General features: G+C 52.3%; 19 protein-coding genes and 1 pseudogene. 12 read left to right on the top strand and 8 right to left on the bottom strand.

Annotated elements, in window-relative coordinates; all coding sequences use genetic code 11:
• Nucleotides 1-8 precede the first annotated feature (8 nt).
• Nucleotides 9-707, bottom strand: a complete 699-nt coding sequence (locus ACIP66_RS02815) for a glycosyltransferase (RefSeq protein ID WP_400645137.1) — start codon at nucleotides 705-707, stop codon at nucleotides 9-11.
• A gap of 189 nt (nucleotides 708-896) precedes the next feature.
• Between ACIP66_RS02815 and ACIP66_RS02810 the strand changes: the two genes are divergently transcribed.
• From ACIP66_RS02810 to ACIP66_RS02790, 5 genes are all read left to right on the top strand, one after another.
• On the top strand, nucleotides 897-2,120 hold the full coding sequence (locus tag ACIP66_RS02810) for a zinc-dependent alcohol dehydrogenase (protein WP_400645135.1): 1,224 nt from the start codon (nucleotides 897-899) through the stop codon (nucleotides 2,118-2,120).
• Between the two features lie 314 nt (nucleotides 2,121-2,434).
• Entirely contained in the window at nucleotides 2,435-3,175 is a 741-nt protein-coding gene (locus tag ACIP66_RS02805) for an NAD-dependent epimerase/dehydratase family protein (RefSeq protein ID WP_400645132.1), read from the top strand.
• A 185-nt stretch (nucleotides 3,176-3,360) separates the two neighbouring features.
• A complete protein-coding gene (locus tag ACIP66_RS02800) occupies nucleotides 3,361-3,579 on the top strand; it encodes a hypothetical protein (RefSeq protein ID WP_159811728.1) in 219 nt (72 codons plus the stop codon).
• Nucleotides 3,580-4,419: 840 nt separating this feature from the next.
• Nucleotides 4,420-4,602 carry a hypothetical protein gene (locus tag ACIP66_RS02795; RefSeq protein WP_400645130.1) on the top strand — a complete coding sequence of 61 codons (183 nt, stop codon included), beginning with the start codon at nucleotides 4,420-4,422 and terminating at the stop codon, nucleotides 4,600-4,602.
• A gap of 235 nt (nucleotides 4,603-4,837) precedes the next feature.
• Nucleotides 4,838-5,272 (top strand): NUDIX domain-containing protein, encoded by a 435-nt coding sequence (locus ACIP66_RS02790; RefSeq protein ID WP_306109857.1) that lies wholly within the window; start codon nucleotides 4,838-4,840, stop codon nucleotides 5,270-5,272.
• A gap of 20 nt (nucleotides 5,273-5,292) precedes the next feature.
• Here ACIP66_RS02790 and ACIP66_RS02785 read toward each other — a convergent pair whose 3' ends face one another.
• The 3 genes from ACIP66_RS02785 to ACIP66_RS02775 all read right to left on the bottom strand — a co-directional run bounded on the left by ACIP66_RS02785 (nucleotide 5,293) and on the right by ACIP66_RS02775 (nucleotide 9,102).
• Nucleotides 5,293-5,931, bottom strand: coding sequence for a cyclodeaminase/cyclohydrolase family protein (locus ACIP66_RS02785; RefSeq protein ID WP_400645127.1), 639 nt, complete (start codon nucleotides 5,929-5,931; stop codon nucleotides 5,293-5,295).
• A gap of 303 nt (nucleotides 5,932-6,234) precedes the next feature.
• On the bottom strand, nucleotides 6,235-8,637 hold the full coding sequence (locus tag ACIP66_RS02780) for a membrane-bound PQQ-dependent dehydrogenase, glucose/quinate/shikimate family (RefSeq protein ID WP_400645125.1): 2,403 nt from the start codon (nucleotides 8,635-8,637) through the stop codon (nucleotides 6,235-6,237).
• Nucleotides 8,638-8,724: 87 nt separating this feature from the next.
• Nucleotides 8,725-9,102 (bottom strand): termination factor Rho, encoded by a 378-nt coding sequence (locus ACIP66_RS02775; RefSeq protein ID WP_400645122.1) that lies wholly within the window; start codon nucleotides 9,100-9,102, stop codon nucleotides 8,725-8,727.
• A gap of 976 nt (nucleotides 9,103-10,078) precedes the next feature.
• On the opposite strand from ACIP66_RS02775, the gene ACIP66_RS02770 reads away from it, so the two are divergent.
• Complete coding sequence (locus ACIP66_RS02770; protein ID WP_400645120.1) at nucleotides 10,079-10,261, top strand: hypothetical protein; 183 nt, start codon at nucleotides 10,079-10,081, stop codon at nucleotides 10,259-10,261.
• 86 nt (nucleotides 10,262-10,347) lie between these two features.
• The gene (locus ACIP66_RS02765; RefSeq protein ID WP_400645117.1) at nucleotides 10,348-11,022 is read left to right on the top strand and encodes an HAD family hydrolase; all 675 of its coding nucleotides are present in this window, start codon (nucleotides 10,348-10,350) and stop codon (nucleotides 11,020-11,022) included.
• 218 nt (nucleotides 11,023-11,240) lie between these two features.
• Here the strand turns inward: ACIP66_RS02765 and ACIP66_RS02760 are convergent, their stop codons facing one another.
• The 4 genes from ACIP66_RS02760 to ACIP66_RS02745 form a co-directional block, all read right to left on the bottom strand.
• Nucleotides 11,241-12,506: an APC family permease gene (locus tag ACIP66_RS02760; RefSeq protein WP_400645166.1), complete on the bottom strand. Its 1,266-nt coding sequence runs from the start codon at nucleotides 12,504-12,506 to the stop codon at nucleotides 11,241-11,243.
• Between the two features lie 277 nt (nucleotides 12,507-12,783).
• Nucleotides 12,784-13,149: a histone-like nucleoid-structuring protein, MvaT/MvaU family gene (locus tag ACIP66_RS02755; RefSeq protein WP_400645114.1), complete on the bottom strand. Its 366-nt coding sequence runs from the start codon at nucleotides 13,147-13,149 to the stop codon at nucleotides 12,784-12,786.
• A gap of 249 nt (nucleotides 13,150-13,398) precedes the next feature.
• Complete coding sequence (locus tag ACIP66_RS02750) at nucleotides 13,399-13,698, bottom strand: hypothetical protein (protein ID WP_400645111.1); 300 nt, start codon at nucleotides 13,696-13,698, stop codon at nucleotides 13,399-13,401.
• A 358-nt stretch (nucleotides 13,699-14,056) separates the two neighbouring features.
• Nucleotides 14,057-14,461, bottom strand: a complete 405-nt coding sequence (locus tag ACIP66_RS02745; RefSeq protein WP_400645109.1) for a DUF3597 domain-containing protein — start codon at nucleotides 14,459-14,461, stop codon at nucleotides 14,057-14,059.
• Nucleotides 14,462-16,212: 1,751 nt separating this feature from the next.
• On the opposite strand from ACIP66_RS02745, the gene ACIP66_RS02740 reads away from it, so the two are divergent.
• The 5 genes and pseudogenes from ACIP66_RS02740 (at nucleotide 16,213) to ACIP66_RS02720 (ending at nucleotide 20,781) form a co-directional block, all read left to right on the top strand.
• Nucleotides 16,213-16,431 carry a hypothetical protein gene (locus ACIP66_RS02740; RefSeq protein WP_400645106.1) on the top strand — a complete coding sequence of 73 codons (219 nt, stop codon included), beginning with the start codon at nucleotides 16,213-16,215 and terminating at the stop codon, nucleotides 16,429-16,431.
• Nucleotides 16,432-16,935: 504 nt separating this feature from the next.
• Entirely contained in the window at nucleotides 16,936-17,727 is a 792-nt protein-coding gene (locus ACIP66_RS02735; RefSeq protein WP_400645104.1) for a hypothetical protein, read from the top strand.
• Nucleotides 17,728-17,824: 97 nt separating this feature from the next.
• Nucleotides 17,825-19,231 (top strand): DUF1254 domain-containing protein, encoded by a 1,407-nt coding sequence (locus ACIP66_RS02730; protein ID WP_400645101.1) that lies wholly within the window; start codon nucleotides 17,825-17,827, stop codon nucleotides 19,229-19,231.
• Between the two features lie 50 nt (nucleotides 19,232-19,281).
• A pseudogene (locus tag ACIP66_RS02725) lies at nucleotides 19,282-19,608 on the top strand (transporter); the annotation flags it as partial.
• A 132-nt stretch (nucleotides 19,609-19,740) separates the two neighbouring features.
• Nucleotides 19,741-20,781, top strand: coding sequence for a DUF1214 domain-containing protein (locus ACIP66_RS02720; protein ID WP_400645099.1), 1,041 nt, complete (start codon nucleotides 19,741-19,743; stop codon nucleotides 20,779-20,781).
• Nucleotides 20,782-21,025 lie beyond the last annotated feature (244 nt).

Below are 21,025 nucleotides of genomic sequence, written 5' to 3'. Positions count from 1 at the left end.
ACTGGGTATCAAAGAGAGACACCCGCGCTGACTTGCGAATTAAGTGCAGGTAATCCTAGTGAAGCACCAAGATTGGCCAAATACTCGCCAAAACCACCCTGACATTTGTAATTTCTACGCGCGCTTGTAATCACTGGATTGGTTGCCGTCCACACGATATGCGCGCCGATCCTTTCAAGGTCTGCGACTAAATGGACATCCTCGTGAGCAGTCAGATGCTGAAACCCGCCAGCATTCCGATAGGCTTCGGCACTGATACCGAGATTAGCGCCGTGGATATGCCGATGGTTCTCTATGAACTGGTAAAGCTCCATGTACTTTGCGCGAACCAGATCACCGTGTTCATTCCAGCTGTCCACCTCAACCGTCCCACAAACTGCATCGGCATGGAACTCAATCTGCTTCACCAACCAATCGTGCGGAACGACAGTGTCCGCGTCGGTGAAGGCAAGCCACTTCGCGCCTGCGGTTAGCAAGTGATCGGCGCCAACAGCTCTCGATTGGCCCACGTTCTGGTAACACACCTCGATTGCGCTTATATCGAAAGCTGAAACGATCTGATCCGTCTGGTCGGAGCAATCGTCTAGAACAACGACTATCGAGACCGGCTGGCCCAAAGCAGGATGCTCGGCAGCCACTAAAACGGAGGCAAGGCATGCGCCAATTTGGCGTTCTTCATTATGGGCAGGTATCACAACACCGATCATAAACGCGGCCTCCCAGCCACCAGAGTTACAAGCTCTCGTGGTCGACACTCCTCCTCCACAATAAGTTTAAAAAATGGCGTGGGTGTATAAACGCAGACCGCTAGTCATCTGCACCTATTTCTCTCTGAACTTACTTCACTCGAGACTCATCTCCCACTGACATCCAGCGAAAGTTAGGGGTAGGACGTCATGAGAGCACTCACGTATCACGGCGCGCACAGCGTTAAAGTCGATACCGTTCCAGATCCAGTCATCGAGGATATTGACGACATCATTTTACGAGTCACCGCGACGGCGATTTGTGGATCTGACCTTCATCTTTATCGAGGAAAAATACCAACCGTGGAGCATGGTGACATCTTCGGCCATGAGTTCATGGGAATCGTAGAAGAGGCTGGTTCAGCGGTGACTGCTGTCCAGCCGGGTGACCGAGTTGTCATTCCTTTTGTCATTGCCTGTGGCAGCTGCTTTTTCTGCGCGATGGATCTGTTTGCAGCATGCGAAACAACTAATACGGGACGGGGCGCGATCATAAACAAAAAGGCCATCCCACCTGGCGCTGCTCTCTTCGGCTTCAGTCATATGTACGGCGGGATACCAGGTGGTCAGGCTGAATACGTGCGCGTACCAAAAGCCAATACCGGGCCTTTCAAGGTGCCTGGAACACTGTCAGATGAAAAAGTATTGTTCCTCTCAGACATTCTGCCGACTGCATATCAAGCTGTAACAAACGCTGGAATTGGCAATGGCTCAAGCATTGCCATCTATGGTGCAGGGCCCGTCGGACTGTTAAGCGCAGCTTGCGCAAGGATGCTCGGAGCCGACCAAATTTTCATGGTCGATCACCATCCTTACCGCTTGGCCTACGCACAGAAAACGTACGGCGTAATTCCTATAAACTTTGACGAAGACGACGATCCTGCGGACACGATTATTCGGCAAACTAAAGGGATGCGGGGCGTGGACGGCGTGGTGGACGCGGTTGGTTTTGAAGCCAAAGGCAGTACGACAGAGACGGTTCTCGCCACCCTCAAGCTCGAAGGCAGCAGCGGCAAAGCTCTACGTCAATGCATCGCGGCTGTTCGACGCGGAGGTATTGTTAGCGTACCTGGAGTTTATTCTGGATTTATTCATGGCTTCCTTTTCGGCGACGCGTTCGACAAAGGCCTGACCTTCAAAATGGGGCAGACCCATGTGCATCGTTTCCTTCCTGAGCTGCTCGATCACATCGAGACGGGTCGCCTCTCTCCGGAAGTGATCATCAGCCACCGCATGTCGCTGGAGCAGGCTGCCGAGGGTTACAAGATTTTTGATAAAAAAGAAGAGGACTGTCGAAAGGTTATTCTCACACCTGGCGATAGTCACATCGCAATGCCGGAGAGCGATACCAGCGCAGCAGTGTTGACTACATAAATCCGTCAATAAGCGCAAAGGGCGAGAGGCTCGGTGCTCACCGCAGACTCTCCTCCTTATTCATCGGTTGGTAACTATGGATCACAGCGTGAAGGGTCAGACCGAGGGAATGGTAAATTCCGATAACCAGCAATCTCGGCAAGCCTAAATGCGGTTGTATCCACCTACTCAATGACGCTGAGTTTGGCATTGACTCGATTGAAAGCAGGTTTTACGTGCGGCTGTGTAAAACGCCTTGATGCTCAGCGGGTAAGGGTGATACTCATCGGATACGAGATGCCTGAATGGAATCTCACCCCTGAGGACATACGGAAATGAGCGCAGGAAAGATTCTAGTGACGGGGGTTGCGGGCAAAATCGGCAACGCTTTTTATTCGGCGTATGGCGATGAACTCGATTTGCGTTTAGCCGATGTCAGCGTGACGCAGTTCCCCGACTCGCAAAAAAACTTCTCTCTCGACATCACCGATCTGTCCCGCTGCCTTGAAGCCTGTGAAGGTATCGACACCGTGATTCATCTAGCGGCTGATCCGAATCCGAATGCTGACTTCATGACCTCTGTGCTGCCCGTGAATATCGTCGGCACCTACAACATGTTGCTCGCCGCGAAGACGCAAGGCTGCAAGCGCTTCATATTTGCCAGCAGCGCTCAGGCCGTCGAAGGCTATCCCAAGGATGTGCAAGTTCACGAATGCATGGCGCCGAAGCCCGGAAATATGTACGGCGTCGGCAAAGCGTTTGGGGAAGCACTGTCGTCGTTGTACGCAAACGATGGCGAGATGACGACCGTCGCTGTGCGTATTGCCAACGTAGCAGAATTTCATCCAGGTGAAGTTCACAGCCCCAGGGACGTCGCTGCTTTTATCAGTGTGAGGGATGTTGTCGCGTTACTGCGCAACTGCGTTGAAGCCGAGATGAGCGGGTTCAACGTTGTTCATGGTGTCTCGGACAACAGATACAAGCGACTTGCTATCGAAAAAACCAAGCGGGTCGTTGGATATGCCCCGCGTGACGATGGATTTGGGATTTTGGAAGGACACGCAGAAACCGATTGAATTCGAGCATCTTCAAGCTCACTTTGTACCGCTGGCCGGGCTCACAGCCTGCGAGTCACTGGCTGATTCTTCTCAATTCAACCGAAGAGCTCTCTTATCCCGACTCGTCAGAAGTCTCCTCCTAAGAAGCGGACTCGGCAGCCGGGATGAGTCGGTCTCCTATCTCACACTCAAGGACGATACCCATGCCTGAATGCTTTGAAGCAAAAATCGCTACGGCCGATGCTCTAACGTTGCTGCTGCACAATCAACACGCGATATGTGCAGCCATCGAAGAGATGACTAAATGGATTTCTGATAGCGGAGCGAGGGATGCCGTTGCCAACGCAATTGCAGCCATGGAAACTCTAGACAAAAACGCCCAAGGCATTACGGATGCCATCATGCAGTTACGTCGCTCATAGGCATCGTCTTCAGTTCGTCCGTCGCTTATGACCCGCCTACCTATGGTCTTCTGGGAACTTGCTCGATGCGCTCAATGGACGCATTATGATTTAACCGATGTAGGTCGATAAGGAAGCGCCATGTCAGTCTTCAGGGTGATCGCCAGTCTCGGATTTGCGGTAATGATCTCAACCGCCGCTTACTCTGCTCAGTTTGTAGGACAACAGATCGCGTATTTGCACCAGAAGCTCTCCCCCCCTAGCCATGAGCTCAGTCTCCTGACCGATTGGCCTAACACAGATACTTCTCTACCAAAGCTTGAAGATCAGCTTGGGGGTCGAGCGCAGAAGACGTCATCGGTAACACTGTCTGAAATTCCCTCAGAGAAAGCGCTGCTGCACCCTTCACGATAATTTCACATTTTCGGGTGTACGGTTGTGTCACTCCTTTAGTGTTTACCGACCCGCACCCCATCGCGGGTCTTTTTTTGCCCTCAAAAAATGGATCGATGTAAAGAAGCCTCTGCATCGCGTGCGCAGCGCGATCTTCCAGTGAGCAAGGTTTTTTATCCAGAAACCTACCTTCGCAAGTCGGGCTCTCGGAGCTTGTCACGCAAGATCCTACGGGGCGTCCTCCACCGGCTAATACGCATGCTCTCTACCCGCGCAAGCCTGGCGCCGCGCAGCTTTCTCGCCTGTATTCATTTTCGTAAAGCGCCCTCCTGCTCCCTCGTTGGGTAAATTTCCGCTGTATCGTTAACCAGCTAATTCCATTCGATATCCCCAAATAATTTGAATCGCCACCGCATCTCAAGGTCACCTAAATAGAGATTACAGACGACAAAGCAATGGGAGAGATTTATGAGCCTTGCAATGACCATCGTCAGCATGATTGCCGCTTGGACGGCGATAGCAATTTCCATGTTGTGGGGAGTGCTGCGCATCGCCCGCCGGCACCATCCTCTTGCTCAGTGCAATGCTGTCGCTCAAGCGCGTTATAAGCGCTTACCCAAGCAGCATGCACTGCTGTTTCGCACCGCCTAAAACGGTACCTCTTAGCGGGCCCGCGCAATGACATTTTGGAATGTGACGCGAATTGTGACGAAGAGGCATCCAACAACCCCTGAAGGTCGATGTTATGCATTCAAAGGAACCCAATTGCGACCTTCGAATCCTCCGCATAATGAGGACGTGCGGCACAACTTCGTAGTCGAACGCATGCAGCTCGTCGTGGAATTGACCCAAATACAGCGGCATATCTGATGGTCTGGACAGTTGAGTGGAACCATTGAACTTTGTCGCTACTGCAATCACCACTCTCAAAGGAGGTGTGGAGATCATGAGCGGCTCAAAAGAATTACATGGCACCGTCATCTGCCAATTCGCAGAGAAAATCCTGTTCGTCCGTAAGGAGAACCCTGAATGGTCACTTCCCGGTGGAAAGGTTGAAGCGAACGAACTACCTGTCGAAGGCGCTCGTCGAGAACTGAAGGAGGAGACGGGCTTAGAGCTCAAGGACGCCGAATTTCTGGGGCATCATGTTTTTGATCGAGAAGAACATCACCTTTATCGACTAACTGTCCGAGATGCTGACCAACCGCGTCCAGGCGCAGAAATCGTCGAGTGCCGGTGGTTCACTCACGCTGAGTTGAAATCTGTATCGGTGAAGCCCCACAACGTTGAGCTACTGAAATTACACGGGCTATTTTCATAAGGAAGCTGGAGTAATCTCCTTCATTCTCCATGGGCGTCATGCCCCAGAGAGCCAAGCTCGACGGAGTCGGACACAGCGGCCATAGTCGATATGCTCCGTAGACATGCCAGTAATTCATCGGCCTGTGACTGTAATTCGGCACGGGTTCGCGTCAGCTCCTCTGTGTGGGTAGAAGGAGTAAAGTTGGCGGCATCAGTTTCAACGTTTATGAGAAGCGCAGAAAGGCTTGCGTGCATCATTAAAGCAGAGGAGACCACGTCGCACTGCAGTGTTCTCTTTACTTTTGATATAGCGCTTTGCGCAAGCGCGATACCCTCATAGCACGACCGGGCAGCGGCTAATGAACCTAAGGTTATGTCAAGCGCATGCTGCCGACTGGGACGAGAAGATCCTGCCGCAGCGATCTCAGTAAAGGCACCGAAAGTTCGCATGTCATTGTCGGCATGCGCTTTCATCACATCAAGCAACTGCTCTACTTCGGCGGCAATACCTAGCGCAGTATTTCCCACTTCCTGATCGCAGGATTTGCGAATCGCCATTTGCAGAAGCGCTAGCGCCAAACTCGCTGTGACGCATGCGGTGGCACCGCAGCTTGGTACAGCAGTCACTGAGGCGACTTGTTCGCAAAACGAATCAAGAGTGCATGACCATAGGCTCATTTAGTAATCCTCAGCGATTATACTGTGCAGCTAGACGAGTGTTCTCAGGAGTATTGAGGTTTGAGTCGCTGCAACATTGGTTCGGATCCTGGTCTTGTACCGCCGGGTCGGCCAACTGAACCTCGGTCGTGCGATAGCCGGCCGGTGCACACAGGCTTGCGAAGCCAGCCAAAAACCAGGTTAGATTGTTATGGTGAGAGCGCTTCATCATTATTCACTCGCGGAGTTAGGCGAAGCGCTACAGGGATACTGCTCATCGTCTTTACCCAAATGAACGTTCAAGTCGACGGCGGATGTTTTTGCTCATGGTGCCTCTCTTTTTGGTAACGCAAACGCCTCCACGTAATCGCCTGACCTAGTCTGCAAACCACCGTGACCCCCAGCGGCAATTACGACGTATTGTCTGCCGTCCTTACCAAGGTATGTCATTGGCGTTGCCTGCCCTCCCGCTGGCAGCCTAGTCTTCCAGAGTTCTTTGCCATTCCGCGCATCAAATGCGCGCAGATAGTCGTCCGCAGTTGCTCCCATAAATATGAGCCCGGATCTAGTAGTGACTGTGCCGCCGATATTGAAGATCCCTGTTGGAAAAGGCAGGTTGACGTGCAGCCCCATGGGCCCCATGTCACGGGTTGTGCCTACATCGTGTTTCCAGACGATGGAACGAGTGCGCAGATCGATTGCTGCGAGTTGCCCCCACGGTGGAGCTTTGCAAGGTGCGCCCAATAACCCAAGCCACGGATCGACCTTGACCACATAAGGCGTGCCGTATTGAGGATTGATGGCGAATTTTTTGGGCCTTGGAGGCTGTCCTTTGCCATCCCATGGCTCGACCAGACCTTTTTTCTCCGCATCAGACCGTTCCAGAGTCTGTGCAACAAAAGGGATGTAGCTCAGGTTCGCATATAAGCGCTTGCGCTCAGGATCGACTGATGCTCCATGCCAGTCAATGACGCCATCGAATGCTGGATACACCAACGTTTTCTTATCTAAGACGAACGGCGTAAACGCGCCTTTGTAATCTAGGCTGCGAAACTCTATTCGGCATAGCATCTGGTCGATGGGAGTTACCCCCCAAGTATCCTTCTCCTCTATTTGAGGTGGTGCAAAGGAAGGCATGCCCACTGAGTAAGGTTGCGTTGCGGACACAGGTTCACCAGGCAAGCCGTCTTGAGGGGCGGGCTTCTCTGAAACCTGGGCAACAGGCTCCCCAGTTTCGCGATTAAGGACAAACAATTCGCCGCGTTTAGTGGTTTGCACCAGAGCGGGAACTTTTTTGCCGTTGGTATCTTGCAGATCTACCAGGGTCGGGCCAATGGGCACATCCATGTCCCAAAGGTCATGGTGCAAGGTTTGGAAAGACCACCGGGGTGCACCTGTTTCGATATCGAGCGCAACCACGGAACTCGAATATTTCTCATCGAATGGCCGGCGTTTAGCACCATAGTAGTCCGGCACTGCGTTGCCAGTCGGCAGATAAACCAAGCCGCGTTCAACGTCGGCGGTGTATACACCCCAGGCATTTGGGGTGCCAGGAGTGAAATTCTCATCGGGCGCGGGGTGGCTGACAACACTTTCGGAACGCCCCACATCCCATGCCCAGGCGATTTGACCTGTAATCGGATTAAAGGCACGCACCGCGCCCGAGGGCTCGTTGGTTTTCTGGCCGTCATATATCCACCCGCCAAGGATCACTCGGTCACGGACGACCAATGGCGGCGACGTTACGAAATGAAAGCCTTTGGGCACATCACCCAAATGCTGCCTCAAAGAAACGAAGCCCTGTTCTCCAAAGTTCGCACAGGGCTTGCCCGTGTTTGCATCCAGCGCGACCAAGCGGGCATCGGCCACGGGAGAAATGATTCGTTGCGAGCATTCAGTACCTGCCGGGGCCTCGTAATAGGCCACACCACGACAGGCTAGATAAGCGTTGTTCCCTGTTTCTGGTTTGGGATCGAAACGCCAGCGTTCAGCACCCGATACGGCATCCAGCGCGATAACCTGGCTGTGCGGCGTGCAGATGTAAAGTGTATCGCCCACCTTGATGGGTGTGACCTCGAAATTGAATTCGTAACCATCTTTGTTTTCTCCGGGTCGCGCAACATCACCCGTTCGGTATTCCCAGGCAGGTTGAAGTTGGTCGACGTTCTGCCGATCGATCTGCGTGAGCGGAGACCAACGCTCACCGCGAGGCGTGCGGCCGTAGTAACGCCAGTCAGTGTCGGCATCTTCGCGTGACGATGAAGGCTGCGTCACTGCGGTTTGAGCCTGATCTGGCAAATTTTTTGGATAGGGATGCGCCAAAAAAAGCAGACCAACGAGCAGCACTCCAACCAGAGGGAAAATCACGTTGCCTGCAGATGAGATGCTCTTACCTGGATGCAGCCGCCGACGAATGCGAGGAAGCAGCAAGTAGAGACCCAGCAAGGTCGGAACGAGAAGCCTTGGCTCTAGGGCCCAAGCATCCAGGCCGCTTTCCCATAAGGCCCAGGCAACCGTCCCCAACCAGGCCAGACCGTAAACCCAGAGCGACCACCGACGTCCCCTGATCAAACCGAGACCAGTTATCAGTAAAGCTAACCCTGCCAGCAAGTAATAGGGCGACCCGTGCAGCAACATCAGCCAGATACCGCCGCCAAACAGGATTAATCCAACGAGCGCCACCAGCGCGCCGGTAAACACAGGGGTGCTGCGCTGGAATAGATTCATCTGACCTCCACGGGCTTTTTGAAACCCAGATCATGACCAAGGGAGTCTGTATGCATTACTCCGCTCCAGAGTCAGGTTGGTTTGCAGTCACTTCTTTTTGAGCGCTTCGATCAACTCAGCTTTAGTCATCTTCGAACGGCCAGAAATATCCCGATTACGGGCCTCACTCATCAGGCTTTCCTTGCTCTGCGTTTCAAGTGAAGTTTTAGAGTCACGCCCATGGCCGCTGCGTGTTTGCGCCGCTCTCTTGCCCGAGTTAGATTTGGCCTGTTCCTTCTTAGAGTGCGATGTTTTTCTACCCGAACCACCAGCCTTTTCACCCCCTCCTGACTGTTTGTTTACGGTTGCCCAAGCGCGCGCCTCCGCTTCGTCTTTCGGCGTACCCTTGCGCTCGTAGCTCTCTTCAATGTGCTCGGCTTTTCGCTTTTGCTCGTCGGTGTACTTGTCTTTGCTTCCACGTGCCATGGCGAGTACCTCTGTGTAAGTAGGCGAGAGTCTGCCTTCGACCCTATTTCAATAAGGAAGCGATTTTATTAAAGAAGTTCACCCAAATTTCTTGGAGTATGCGGGCGCATCACGTCACTACTGCGCCGGGCCGGAGAGCTTTCATTTATGAAACGACGGGGCGTAGGCCGTCTTGGATACGCACGCTTAACACCGTTTTCCGCTCAGCAACTCGACGGAACGATAATGGCTAAACCGCCCTTTACGGCAAACCATCCAGAGGAGGAAGCCTTTGTGATCAACCCTACTACAAGCATGAAGATGGGAGAGCGCTCCTCGATAGAGCAAATAGGCGACACGCATCCCAGTACTAGATTTTTTCTCGACGGAAAGTATTTTTCTCGGCCCTGAGCGATTGAGCGCGGTCGGCTGGTTTGAAGGCCAAAAAATCGTCTGAGCCTGGACTCGACAGGAATCCCCTATTTCCAGGCTGTTTCGCCGGCACGATCTACGACCTCATCTTGGTATCTGGGGAACTCTACAGCCTGCCGCTGCTTAAATGGATTCACCAGCTCCGCTGAAACTATTCGTAGCTTCAAATGAGCCAAAGAAGTTACACACCGGGCCGTTGCGCGGAAAGCTTGTTGTCATTGCTGGGGTATTGAGTGGTATAGGCAGAGCTACCGCCGAGGCTTTTGCGTGCAGGCGCGCGACTTATACTCGCAGTCAGGGACGAGGATGCGCTTTACGAAGTTTTTCCAATAAACACTGCCGGCTAATAAAAAAAAACCTTTGAGAACCATTTTTGTACCTAAAACAAAATCTTTTAGCGCCGAAAACCCTCGCCAGAAAGCGGAAGTTAGGCGAAGCAAAAAAAGCAGCGCCATTCATGCTCTGCGGCTCCAGCATTGCGAGATTTGCGAAAGACGGAACGACTCAGAGCCTATGCTTTCGAAAAATTGAGCGCTTCTAATCTCGAGAAGCGAGGAGAACTCTCATGACTGAAAAAAGCTCAGCTTCATTAAAAAAAAGCAAAAAACTGAAAGATTCTGCTGTCGTCCCAGACGTGGCAGAAACGGGTTTAACAGACGACGAACGGGTCGTTAGGGAAGATGAGTTCCTTGGCGACGTACAACGTGTAGAACCCGGCCCAGCCGATTTGGAAAGACTTAAGAATTGAAGCCGGTATCGCCTGGTATTCGATGAAACCAATATTTCGAATACGCGATATCTACTACTTGAACACTGCTCATGGAGGTGACATGCATGCGCCAGCAAACCTCATTCATATTTGATCTAGATGGCACATTGACTGACAGCGTTTACCAGAATGTCTTCGCGTGGAAAACCGCGCTCGATTCAGAGGACATACCGTTGGCCATGTGGCGAATTCACAGAAAGATAGCTATGAGCGGTGGCCTGCTGCTTAAGATGTTAGCCCGTGAGACAGGCCAGGAGATCAAACCTGACCAGGCAAAAAGGCTGAGCGATAAACATGACAAAGCCTACAAGGATCTACAGGGCCAGATAAGCGCTCTGCCTGGCGCTGTCGAGCTTCTAGATACTTTAAATCGCGATCAGATAAAGTGGTGCATTGCTACCAGCGGTGGGATGGATACTGCAGCAATAAATCTGAAAGCATTAGGCTTGGATAGCGCGGATGTCAATCTCATCACCCGTGATGACGTCAAAAATGGCAAACCCGATCCAGACCTTTTCCTCGCCGCTGCAAGCAAGCTCAATGTACCCATCGAAGAATGCTTGGTGATCGGCGACGCCATCTGGGACATGCTTGCTGCACGCTGCTGTAAGGCTACCGGTATAGGGCTGCTTTCAGGTGGTTACGACACAGGAGAGCTTGAACGTGCAGGTGCACTCCGCGTCTACGAGGATCCTCTGGCACTGCTGCAGCACCTGGACGAGGTTGCTTCTCGTCCCTGAGTAATCTGTAAGGACGCGGATTGAGTTGGTGTGCTCCCCGCTAGCGGCGACGTTCACGCATGCATTCATGCCAGACGCATTGATAGGGTGGTGTTCCAGTGTTCCTCAGAATCGACGATTCGAGGCATTGGACGCACCCGATACAACTGCGCCCACCCCGCACTCCTATGACTTCGACCCGTTTTACGCTGCGATAGACAGGCGACGCGCTTACAGGATCAGCTAGGCTCCACTCGCGCCGGCAGTGCCACTCTTGAACACACAAAAAGCAGCATGCCTATCAGGATCAACCCCCCTCCCCGCATCCATGTTTCCAGACTTTGCTGACTGAGCAGTACCAGGCACGAGACGATAGCAAGTACCGGAACCCACGTCGGCACGCGAAAGTGATTTTCCGCAACCTCGTCACGGCGCAGGATTAACACGGACAAATTAGTGCTGAGAAACACAAACAGCAGGAGCAGGACTACGGTTTCGGCCAATGTAGCTAGCGTTCCCGTCAGCGTGAGTGCGATTGCTACAAGGGTGGTAGCGATGACCGCCAACCAGGGGGTACGTCGCCGAGGCAGCACCTTGCTCAAGGCGTCTGGCAAAAGTCCAACGCAGGCCATGCCATAGGTCAAGCGACTCGCCATTATCATGGTTAACAGTGCGCCGTTGGCTACCGCGATCAGTGCAATGAAGGCGAAGATACGAGGCGGAATGTTTAAACCTGACGCCCGAACCACTTCCAGAAGAGGAGCCGACGTTGCCACAAGTTTTTCCATGGGCAGTACCGAAGATGCCGCGATGCCGACAGCCATGTAGAGGACTCCGGCGGTTAGCAATGCGGCAAATAATGCGCGCGGGTAAACTTTTCGAACGTCTCGGATTTCTTCCGCAAGATTGGCGGATGTTTCGAATCCCACAAAAGAATAGAAGGCGATTAATGCCGCGCTCAAAACGGCTAACATCGGGCTGATCCCCGGCTTGAACTCCAGACTGCGACCCAAATCCGCATCGCCAGTACGGAAATACCAAGCAGCGGCAACAACGACCAAAAGAAGACCTGTGAGCTCAATGACTGTCATCACCAGATTGGCTCCCAAGGACTCTTTAATCCCCCTGGCATTCAGGAGCGCGATAACGACAAGGAACAGCAGCGCCGCAATGTGAGGTGGTACATGGATGAACGCCGCCAAGTAATCACCCGCAAACGCCAGGGATAAACCCGCCGCGCTCGTGACAGCTGCAGATAGCATGCAAAAGCCAACGAGAAAAGAAATGAGCGGAGACCGGAACGCCTTCTCTGCGAAAACCGAAGCGGCGCCCGCGTGAGGATATTTTGTCACCAACTCTGCGTAGGAACCTGCAGTAAGCATCGCGAAAAATAGAGCGATGAGCAGAGGCACCCATATTGCTCCACCTACCTCCCCCGCAATTGTCCCGGCGAGTGCATAAACGCCCGCTCCGAGAACATCACCGAGAATGAAGAGAAAAAGCATCGGGCCGGTAACGGCGCGACGCAGCGAGGTCTTGGGGGTCAAGGTCTTCACGTTCAACTTCCTGGCTTGGGATTGCAACAGCCGATTCCCGGCTGATCACTAGGTGCATTAATCTCAAGCAATGGAAATTCGCGTATGACGAAAGTTCACACAACTTATCAGCGTGACGGGCAGAAGGCGCCGCCCCTACAAGTGGATTTAAGCAATGGAATCTGCGACATGTAGAAAAAATCGATAAAAAAAGGGCCTCTTTAGGCCCTTTTGTATTCAAATCCAATCACTTTTTTAGCCAAGACTCGACCGTGTCGGAGCCATGCTCAGCTTTCCAGTCTTTTAATGTTTTGTGATTGCCACCTTTAGTTTCAACGACTTCACCAGTGTGAGGATTTTTATAAACCTTCAACTGACGAGGTTTGCGACTACGGGTTTTGGAATCGGCGGCTGGAGCGCGGCGACCTACCTGCGGATCAAGCAGGTTGATCACGTGGTTCAGGCTGTAGCCGTATTTTGCGAGCAAATCGCGCAGTTTCGTTTCGAACTCAATTTCTTTCTTAAGACCTGCATCACCTTTCAAGGCCTCAAGCGCCTGGAGCTGTTCTGCAAGGTGTTTTTCGAGTTGACGGAATTCGGCAAGTTTTGACATAAAAAATTCTCGATGTGGTTAATACCTGAAGACTACACTATAAATCACGCCTCGCACTTACAACTAGTTGTGCCTGAGTTTTTAATCCCCCCGGCCCAGCGCAACTCAATATCCATATAGTGGTCTGCCCCATTTTTCTACTGAACAGAGTGAGTAATCCTAAGCGCTCCAAGATCCTCATTTGAAATCTGCTTCCAAGCGACAATACGTCTTGAATTGATTTCCTGTGGCTGACCGATGCTCCAATTCCTATTGATGAGTGTCCGCCTCCTCAGCCGGATAAAACTCGCCTTTCTTGCCCAACCTTTTTAGCTGTTCGCGCACGATCATCTCAACGCTGGCGACTGCAGCTTGATCGTCAGGGTTAACCAACTGCAAGCACAGGCGTCGGACATTCTGATCGTGGGTACCCTCGCTCATCATCTCGTGGGTGAAGACTTGTTCACCTCGCCATAGGCAAAGCTGGGTATGCGTTTCGCCGAGCCATATTTCGTTGATTGATCGAAGGTCGGTGGTAGCCAGTTGATCGACTGTGATTGTCTTATCCATAGCGCCGTACCTTACCAATGAGTAGATACAGATAGACTTGCGGGCCCAAGGGTCGTTCCAAGGCTCGGCAAGTCACACCTGCTTTTCACGATAAGCGTTCGGAAAAAATGCCGTACTGACTGTCAACGCTTAGGGCAATGGTGTCCTGCTATTTAGCGGCCACCATTCTCATCCCCGCAAGCAGATCGCCATGCGCCAACGACCTCTCCTCCACAAGCCTCCGAATGTTTATATGACGCGATGGCGTGACGAGATAGATTCAAACGTTGTGCGGTAATCCGTGCGTACCGTCGTTCCTAGATGGCGACCTAGGAACACGGTAGGCGTCCGATGCACGTCATGAATGAATAAGGCGTATTTAATCCAGCAGATCTGCCGGAACCTTCCCACCATTTTCTGCCAGTTTTTTCATAACTGCGGAATGCAGCCAGGTGTTCATGGTTGCCGAATCGTCTGTTGAACCTGTGTAATGCAGTTCTGCAGCGAGTTCCTTGCGGGCGGCAAGGCTACTATCGATGCTCAATAATTTGAGTAAATCAACAATCGAAGTACGCCAGTTGAGCTGCTCGGTTTGCTGGCTTGCCAAGGCCTCCAGCTTAGAGGCCACATCCACTTCACTGATCGCAGCGGTCGGCGTTGAAGGCGGGTTCTGTGTTATCTCGCCGGTGGTGCCAGTGGTTGGCGCTGCGGGAGCTGCTTGGGCTGACGAGGTAGCGTGCTTACCTATTCCGAGTTTTTCCAATATCGTGCTGAACAAGCTCATTTGAATTCTCCAGGTATGTGATGACCAACACTCTGATGAGGTGGCTGCCTATGGATGACCCTCCCAATTACGCTAAAGTTTTATCCGACTCTCTTCGTGGTTGCTAACTGCAGCTACACAGGGGCAGCAATGGGCGTAGCACAGGCCGCCTAGGCCGCTGCCCGGGGCAAGCTTTCTGACTTTCTCCACCGTAATGTTCAATCGGTAATTTTAATCAGTCTTTAGAAAAAGCTGCGATCCTGTGCCCTGCCGGACAGCAATGGGAGGCCTCAAAGTCGGCGGCATACGCCTTCCAGCTCCCTGCTTCACCTTCACTCCTTCCATCGCTGAGACCCGAGATACACCTCTTACATTTTTGCGCAAGAAGATGTTCACACTGCCGGCATCTTGTCGTTTCCTACAAGGCGGGCTGTCTATCAAAAGGTTGAGCGCTAGAAATGCCGACGGCCAACTGGAAATTTTTCGCTACCGCCGATGATGCTTTACGTACCTGTCGCAATCGCGCCTCCTGTGCTGGTTCGTATCGCCGATCAACGCATTCCACTGCCAACCAAGGCATTGAATGAATGAAATCGTCAGGCAGAAATGGACAGCCCGTCTATCCTATCGTCTTACTATCTGATTGATCCGAATGTAGTGCGTGCAGAGGAAATCTGCCTTTGCAAGCTATGGTCAATGTATGTACAGATCGGGACTATCAGACCTTCCAGAGACAGATAGCTCCCTGAGTTCCAGCCAAAATGTTACGTGCGATCGCATTTCCTTTCCCCCAAACCAACAAGGTTGAGAAATGAGTACTCATTCAGTCAATGACGCTACGCGTGAGTTAGCCAGCCTGCTTGCGCGGCTGGAGGTCGCATTAGCCTTTTTGGAGAAATCCGATCAGTTGGGTGATTTGAGTTACGCTTCAGCTAGGGCGACAGCTTTGAGAGCAATGCAGGACGCAGGAGACGCCGTACAGTTAATGGGCGCTGTGCTGGGAGGCGTGCAGAAACCGATACGACATTGAACCAACAGCAGGCTTTCCCTATCCGATGGAATCACTATGTTCGAACTTCCCTTAACGTCCAACGGTATGCTCTACGAAGGCTGAACGTTTTAGTTTCGGTCATCGACGAAAAGGTGCAGTTCGGTGTCGCACATCCATCCATTCGTGTGAAATGTCTTATCCGTTTTCTGCGCCCCTAGGCGTATTCCATGTCCGAGCGTGCTCCACACGCATAGAGACATAGCGATAATGACGGCCAGCGGGACAGCAAAGCCTAATACGCACACATGATTCAAAGGTGAGCCGCCATGGTTAATCGTAACTTCCAGCCGGATCCGGAAAAGCGATCGAGCAGTGCACCCAGGGTAGAACGTTCAAACTTAATCAGTCTGCATAGGTTTGCCCTTCTCCAATGAATGGTAAAAGAACATAGACGAATTTAACCACAGCATTTTCTAGCCGTGGGAAGCGCTAAAGTGGCGCAGTACTGCCACGTGAAAAAAACTGAAATGACGCTTGACGCTTTAGTTGTAAGTGCTGCTTACGACCTCATCGTGTCTGCAATAGGCGAATTCGCTTAAAACTGCGATGGAACGATCGATGTGATGGGCGATGCAACGAAGGTTTCGTTGTGCGGGAGCTTAAGCCCTAGGCTGGCTGAGCTGTACCAGTAATAGGCAAACGATATACAGCGGCATCTTACGCCCGAATTCGGTGTTGCGGTGGGGCAAGAAGAACGTCGATAACCGAAAGGAGCTCCGATATGCCAATGACGGAAATAGTGAGCGACCGCCCCGAAGTAATCGAACGCGCACGGGGACAGATGGTTAGGACGGTGCGGCGCATCGATGCACTTAACAACGACTACGTTGCTTCGATGACCATGACAGGTTACTTCACTGCCCTACTGATCGAACGCATGATCAGCCACGAAATGTTCGACCAGTTATGCCAGGAAATGGATCACGCGCTGGATAGGTAACAGTGAACGGGCACTCTTCACCTTATGAAGAAAAAACCTCAAGGCGCGCAGGTGCGGCGCAGGGAGACAAAGGCATCGTGTTTGATGGAGTCAAGGGTCGCTAGGGAAAGGAATTTCTCCGATTATCAAGCGTGTAGGCGGCACCTAGTTGGGCGAGACGGAGGGATTTTATAAGCCAAAGCGATACGACAAAGATTGATCATCTCAGGACGGTGAAGGCTCGGCAGCAGGCAGGCATAAACTGACCGCAGTCTAACAAGCGGCATATAGCCCGACCGCTTACGGCCAGAAGCTGTCAGTCAGCGTCAACGAAACTAGAAACAATCCAGTGCGGCATCTAACGTGCCGGTTACTCGCTCGAGTGCAGCCGGGGGTGACCGGCTCGATTCCGTGCCCAATTTTCGACGCAAAGAGTGCGATGGGTGGAGACTTGTCTGAAAGTAATAGATAGCCTCCTGAAGTCCTATCTGATGACGCATCCCTAGCATTACCAAGGAAAGGAACATGTCCAAATTTCGGTGTGCCCCATTACTTTTGCTGGCCACAACTCTATCTTCTTCGTTTTCCGCGATGGCCGATAATGCCGACACGGCCAACAAAAGTAATAACCCGCTTAACCTCGCTCCAGGCATGAATCTTCAGGATTACTACACGCCTAAAATCTACGATACCAATGTCCATACCAATGACGCATTGCTCCGCGGCACGCTGCCGATAGCTCCAAACGACTTCATCGGCGTCCCGCAATTGTTACGGGCAACATTGCCTATCAGCACCCGCCCTGATCCGCACAATGGTTACAGCACCGGCATCGGTGATCTGAACCTGTTCGATATCTTTTTGCTGAAAACGGACGGTGTTCAGTTGGGCATAGGCCCTCAAATTACCGCTCCGACTGCCGAGCAAGATGAGCTAGGCACTAGAAAATGGCAGGCAGGCCTCGCCGCCGTGGCCATCGATTCCTCCCCCCGTGGTCTGCTCGGCGCTCTGATCCAATACCAGAGTTCCTTCGCCGGTGATCACAATCGTGCCCATGTCGAAAGCGCGACCTTTCAACCCTTGGTCATTCACAACCTTCCGAAGGGCTGGTATCTACGCTCCACTGCCACTTGGACATTCGACCTCAAGAATGACACCCATTACATACCTCTCGGTTTGGGTGTCGGGAAAGCCTGGAAAGCTGGCACCAATATCCTGAACGCCTACGTAGAACCTCAGTGGACAGTAGAGCGCAAAGGCGAAGGCCTTCCGCAGTTCACCTTATTCGCCGGCATTAACGTCACTTTCGGCAAATAGGTTCTGCCAACCACGAGCACAATACCGTTCTGCTTTTCCTGCTTTAAAACTCCATACCCGTACAAACCGGGTTTGAACAGAATGACAAGGAACAACGATGATCACTGTAAAGCCCACGCACGTGCTGATTGCCAGTCTCTCGCTGTTACTAAGCGCTAACGCCTTGGCCGATTTCACAGCTACGCCCTCCGAAGCGAGGGCAATCGCTAAGGAAGCCTACTTGTACGGTTTCCCTGTCGTGGAGATGTATAAGACTCTCTACACCCAGGCCGTCGACCAAAGGAGTTCAAATTTCAAAGCTCCGTTTAACCAGATCGGCAATACCGCGAAGGTGTTTACACCTGAAGACAGTGCCTTCGTCACGCCCAACTCAGATACTCCGTACTCCTTTGTATGGTTGGATCTGAGGGCTGAGCCTATGGTGCTGACCATGCCGGCGATCGAAGATAGCCGCTACTATTCAGTGCAGCTAATTGATCTCTATACCCATAACTTCGCCTACCTGGGAACTCGCAGCACGGGCAATAAAGGCGGTCACTTCATGATTGCCGGCCCGGACTGGAAAGGGCAAAAGCCCACCAATGTCGATCGGGTAATCCATAGCGAAAGCAACATCGCCTATGCCCTCTACCGCACCCAACTGTTCGAAGAAAACGATCTGGCCAAGGTTCAACAGATCCAGCAGGGGTATAAGGTTGAGCCGCTCAGCAAGTATTCCGAGCAACCTGCACCGAACTCAGCCACTCGAGTGAGTTGGCCGAAACCTGTGGCCAGCATGAGTGACAGCCCAGAGCTATTTCGTTATCTGAACTTCATGCTCACCTTCGCGCCGGTGCAACCTGTAGAAAAAGAGGTATTGGCGCGCTTTGCAAAAATCGGCATTTCCGCAGGAGAGCCGTTTAATGTCAGCGAGCTGACGGTAGAACAACGTCAAGCGTTGGAAGCCGGCATCGCTGATGGCAAGGCTGAATTCGCCGAATTCAAAAAAACCAAAATAGACACCCATAAGGTCACCAGTGGCGACTTCTTCGGTACTCGCGAGCACTTGAAAGGTAATTACCTATACCGCTACGTCGGGGCAAATATCGGCATCTTCGGTAACTCTTCGGAGGAAGCAAACTACATCGGTTACTTCGTCGACAACGCAGGCAAACCGGTGGACGCTTCAAAACAGAATTACATGCTGCATTTCGACAAGGGTGCACTGCCTCCGGCCAACGCTTTCTGGTCGTTGACCATGTATGATGGCAAAAGCAAATTGCTTGTGGCCAATCCCGTCAGCCGTTACCTCATCAACTCCCGGATGCTTCCCGATCTGAAACTTGATGCCGACGGCGGCTTGACGCTATACGTGCAGCATGCCAGCCCGGACAAAGATAAGCAGAGTAATTGGTTGCCGGCGCCAAGCGGCCCGTTCTATGGCGTACTCCGGATCTACCTTCCAAAACCAGAAGTAGCTAATGGCGAATGGAAAATGCCGCAGCTGACGCCTGTAGATCAGTGATGATTAATGCAAAAACCTGTTCTGTTCAGTTCCCTAAGTAGAGCACCTTCATGTCCGGACAGTTCGAACTACGACCGATTCTGGCTCTGCTTGTCGCGATTTGCAGCCCTGTGGTATTGGCAACTGAGGGAGGCGTAGGCCGGCCGATTACGCGGACAAGTGTTTTCCAACGCAGGTATTGTCCCACCCGAGCCCGGCTGGATTATGTCGCTGACAAACATATGGTAGGACGGCTGATTCAAGGGCGGCGGGTCAGTGCCAATCGTTGGCAAGCTAAGTTCAGGCCTGGATATGAAAGTCTCCTACGCCAAGGCCAGCTTCACTGCCGTATAGCCACCGGCCGAGGTCGCTGGAACTATGCGTCCGCGACCGGTATTCGATACAAAAAACCGAGCTGAAGTAACGGCTTTACCGTCAACCTCACACTGGCTATTTTCTAGCGGAGCGAAGCTGAAAGTCGACTCCGAGAAGCGTTCGTGACGTCACTATTTAAATTTGAAAGGAATCTTATGAAAAGAATCGTTATCTCCGTCGCGATCATGGCAGTCGCATTGACGGCCACCGGCATTACCCATTCTGAAGACGCCGCCTCGTCCAAACCTTCGGTGCCCGTCACCGTCGATAACTTCGCCCGTGCGGAAAGCGACCTGTACTTCACTGGGCTGGTTAAACAAGGCGGACTGGGTAAGCTTCTACATCGCCGCGAGCCCGCTTCAATCGACCATCAGACTGTGATCCGTCTCAACCGCGATACCCTGTACTCCTCCGGCGTTTTTGACCTGGACGCTGGGCCGGTAGCCATTACCTTGCCCGATCCGGGTAAACGCTTTATGGCGATGCAGGTCATCAACGAAGATCATTACACCCCTGATGTTTTTTATGGTGCGGGCACCCATATTCTTACACGGGAAAACGTTGGTAGCCGGTATGTCCTCACGGCTATACGCACCCTGGTTGATCCAAACAACGCTAATGACCTGAAACTTGTTCACGCTCTGCAAGATAAAGTCACTGTCAGCCAGAAAAGCCTAGGCAAACTCGAACTGCCAGCTTGGGAAGCCAGCAGCCAGAAGAAAGTACGCGATGCGCTGTTAGTTCTGTCATCAACCATTCCAGACTTCAAGAAAGCCTTTGGCACTAAGGGTGAAGTCGACCCGGTTCGCCATCTTCTAGGCTCAGCTTCTGCATGGGGCGGAAACCCCGATAAGGATGCGACGTACCTGAACGTCACACCTAGCGAAAACGAAGGTACAACTACCTATAAGCTGACCGTGAAAGATGTTCCTGTCGATGGATTCTGGTCTGTCAGCCTGTACAACGCAGAGGGCTATTTCCAGAAAAACGCCGCCAATGCATACACCTTAAACAACTTGACGGCGAAAAAAAGTGTTGACGGCTCTATCGTAATCCAGTTCGGAGACTGCGGCGCAAGTGCTCCTAACTGCCTGCCTACCGTGAAGGGATGGAACTACACAGTGCGCCTATACCAACCTCGTTCGGAAATCCTCACCGGGGGTTGGAAGTTCCCTGAACCCCAGCCAGTTCGCTGACTAATACTGGCAACGGTAAACGTGCGTTTCATCGACAGCAGCAATCAACGGACTGCTGTCGATTGGCGCTGAGCTTGACGGAACCTTTCATCTAAACTAAGCGCTCTTTTGGCCACGACATGCTTGCTTCATCGTCCCTGCTTACGGCATCTGAACGTCCCCTATTGGCCGGAAGCAGCCAGTTGAGGCTATCTCTACGCGCAGCTACCGGCAACTCGTCCCCACGCTAATTCACCCAACCATG

Source organism: Pseudomonas sp. NPDC088429, assembly GCF_044753305.1.
Classification (GTDB): domain Bacteria; phylum Pseudomonadota; class Gammaproteobacteria; order Pseudomonadales; family Pseudomonadaceae; genus Aquipseudomonas; species Aquipseudomonas rustica.
Note: the sequence above shows the minus strand (reverse complement) of the source record. Positions and strands in the feature narration are given on the sequence as shown.

What these genes read in the sequence shown, in the direction of transcription:
- ACIP66_RS02815 (WP_400645137.1), bottom strand. Translation starts at nt 707, where the DNA reads ATGATCGGTGTTGTGATACCTGCCCATAATGAAGAACGCCAAATTGGC.
- ACIP66_RS02810 (WP_400645135.1), top strand. Translation starts at nt 897, where the DNA reads ATGAGAGCACTCACGTATCACGGCGCGCACAGCGTTAAAGTCGATACC.
- ACIP66_RS02805 (WP_400645132.1), top strand. Translation starts at nt 2,435, where the DNA reads ATGAGCGCAGGAAAGATTCTAGTGACGGGGGTTGCGGGCAAAATCGGC.
- ACIP66_RS02800 (WP_159811728.1), top strand. Translation starts at nt 3,361, where the DNA reads ATGCCTGAATGCTTTGAAGCAAAAATCGCTACGGCCGATGCTCTAACG.
- ACIP66_RS02795 (WP_400645130.1), top strand. Translation starts at nt 4,420, where the DNA reads ATGAGCCTTGCAATGACCATCGTCAGCATGATTGCCGCTTGGACGGCG.
- ACIP66_RS02785 (WP_400645127.1), bottom strand. Translation starts at nt 5,931, where the DNA reads ATGAGCCTATGGTCATGCACTCTTGATTCGTTTTGCGAACAAGTCGCC.
- ACIP66_RS02780 (WP_400645125.1), bottom strand. Translation starts at nt 8,637, where the DNA reads ATGAATCTATTCCAGCGCAGCACCCCTGTGTTTACCGGCGCGCTGGTG.
- ACIP66_RS02775 (WP_400645122.1), bottom strand. Translation starts at nt 9,102, where the DNA reads ATGGCACGTGGAAGCAAAGACAAGTACACCGACGAGCAAAAGCGAAAA.
- ACIP66_RS02770 (WP_400645120.1), top strand. Translation starts at nt 10,079, where the DNA reads ATGACTGAAAAAAGCTCAGCTTCATTAAAAAAAAGCAAAAAACTGAAA.
- ACIP66_RS02765 (WP_400645117.1), top strand. Translation starts at nt 10,348, where the DNA reads ATGCGCCAGCAAACCTCATTCATATTTGATCTAGATGGCACATTGACT.
- ACIP66_RS02760 (WP_400645166.1), bottom strand. Translation starts at nt 12,506, where the DNA reads ATGCTTTTTCTCTTCATTCTCGGTGATGTTCTCGGAGCGGGCGTTTAT.
- ACIP66_RS02755 (WP_400645114.1), bottom strand. Translation starts at nt 13,149, where the DNA reads ATGTCAAAACTTGCCGAATTCCGTCAACTCGAAAAACACCTTGCAGAA.
- ACIP66_RS02750 (WP_400645111.1), bottom strand. Translation starts at nt 13,698, where the DNA reads ATGGATAAGACAATCACAGTCGATCAACTGGCTACCACCGACCTTCGA.
- ACIP66_RS02745 (WP_400645109.1), bottom strand. Translation starts at nt 14,461, where the DNA reads ATGAGCTTGTTCAGCACGATATTGGAAAAACTCGGAATAGGTAAGCAC.
- ACIP66_RS02740 (WP_400645106.1), top strand. Translation starts at nt 16,213, where the DNA reads ATGCCAATGACGGAAATAGTGAGCGACCGCCCCGAAGTAATCGAACGC.
- ACIP66_RS02735 (WP_400645104.1), top strand. Translation starts at nt 16,936, where the DNA reads ATGTCCAAATTTCGGTGTGCCCCATTACTTTTGCTGGCCACAACTCTA.
- ACIP66_RS02730 (WP_400645101.1), top strand. Translation starts at nt 17,825, where the DNA reads ATGATCACTGTAAAGCCCACGCACGTGCTGATTGCCAGTCTCTCGCTG.
- ACIP66_RS02720 (WP_400645099.1), top strand. Translation starts at nt 19,741, where the DNA reads ATGAAAAGAATCGTTATCTCCGTCGCGATCATGGCAGTCGCATTGACG.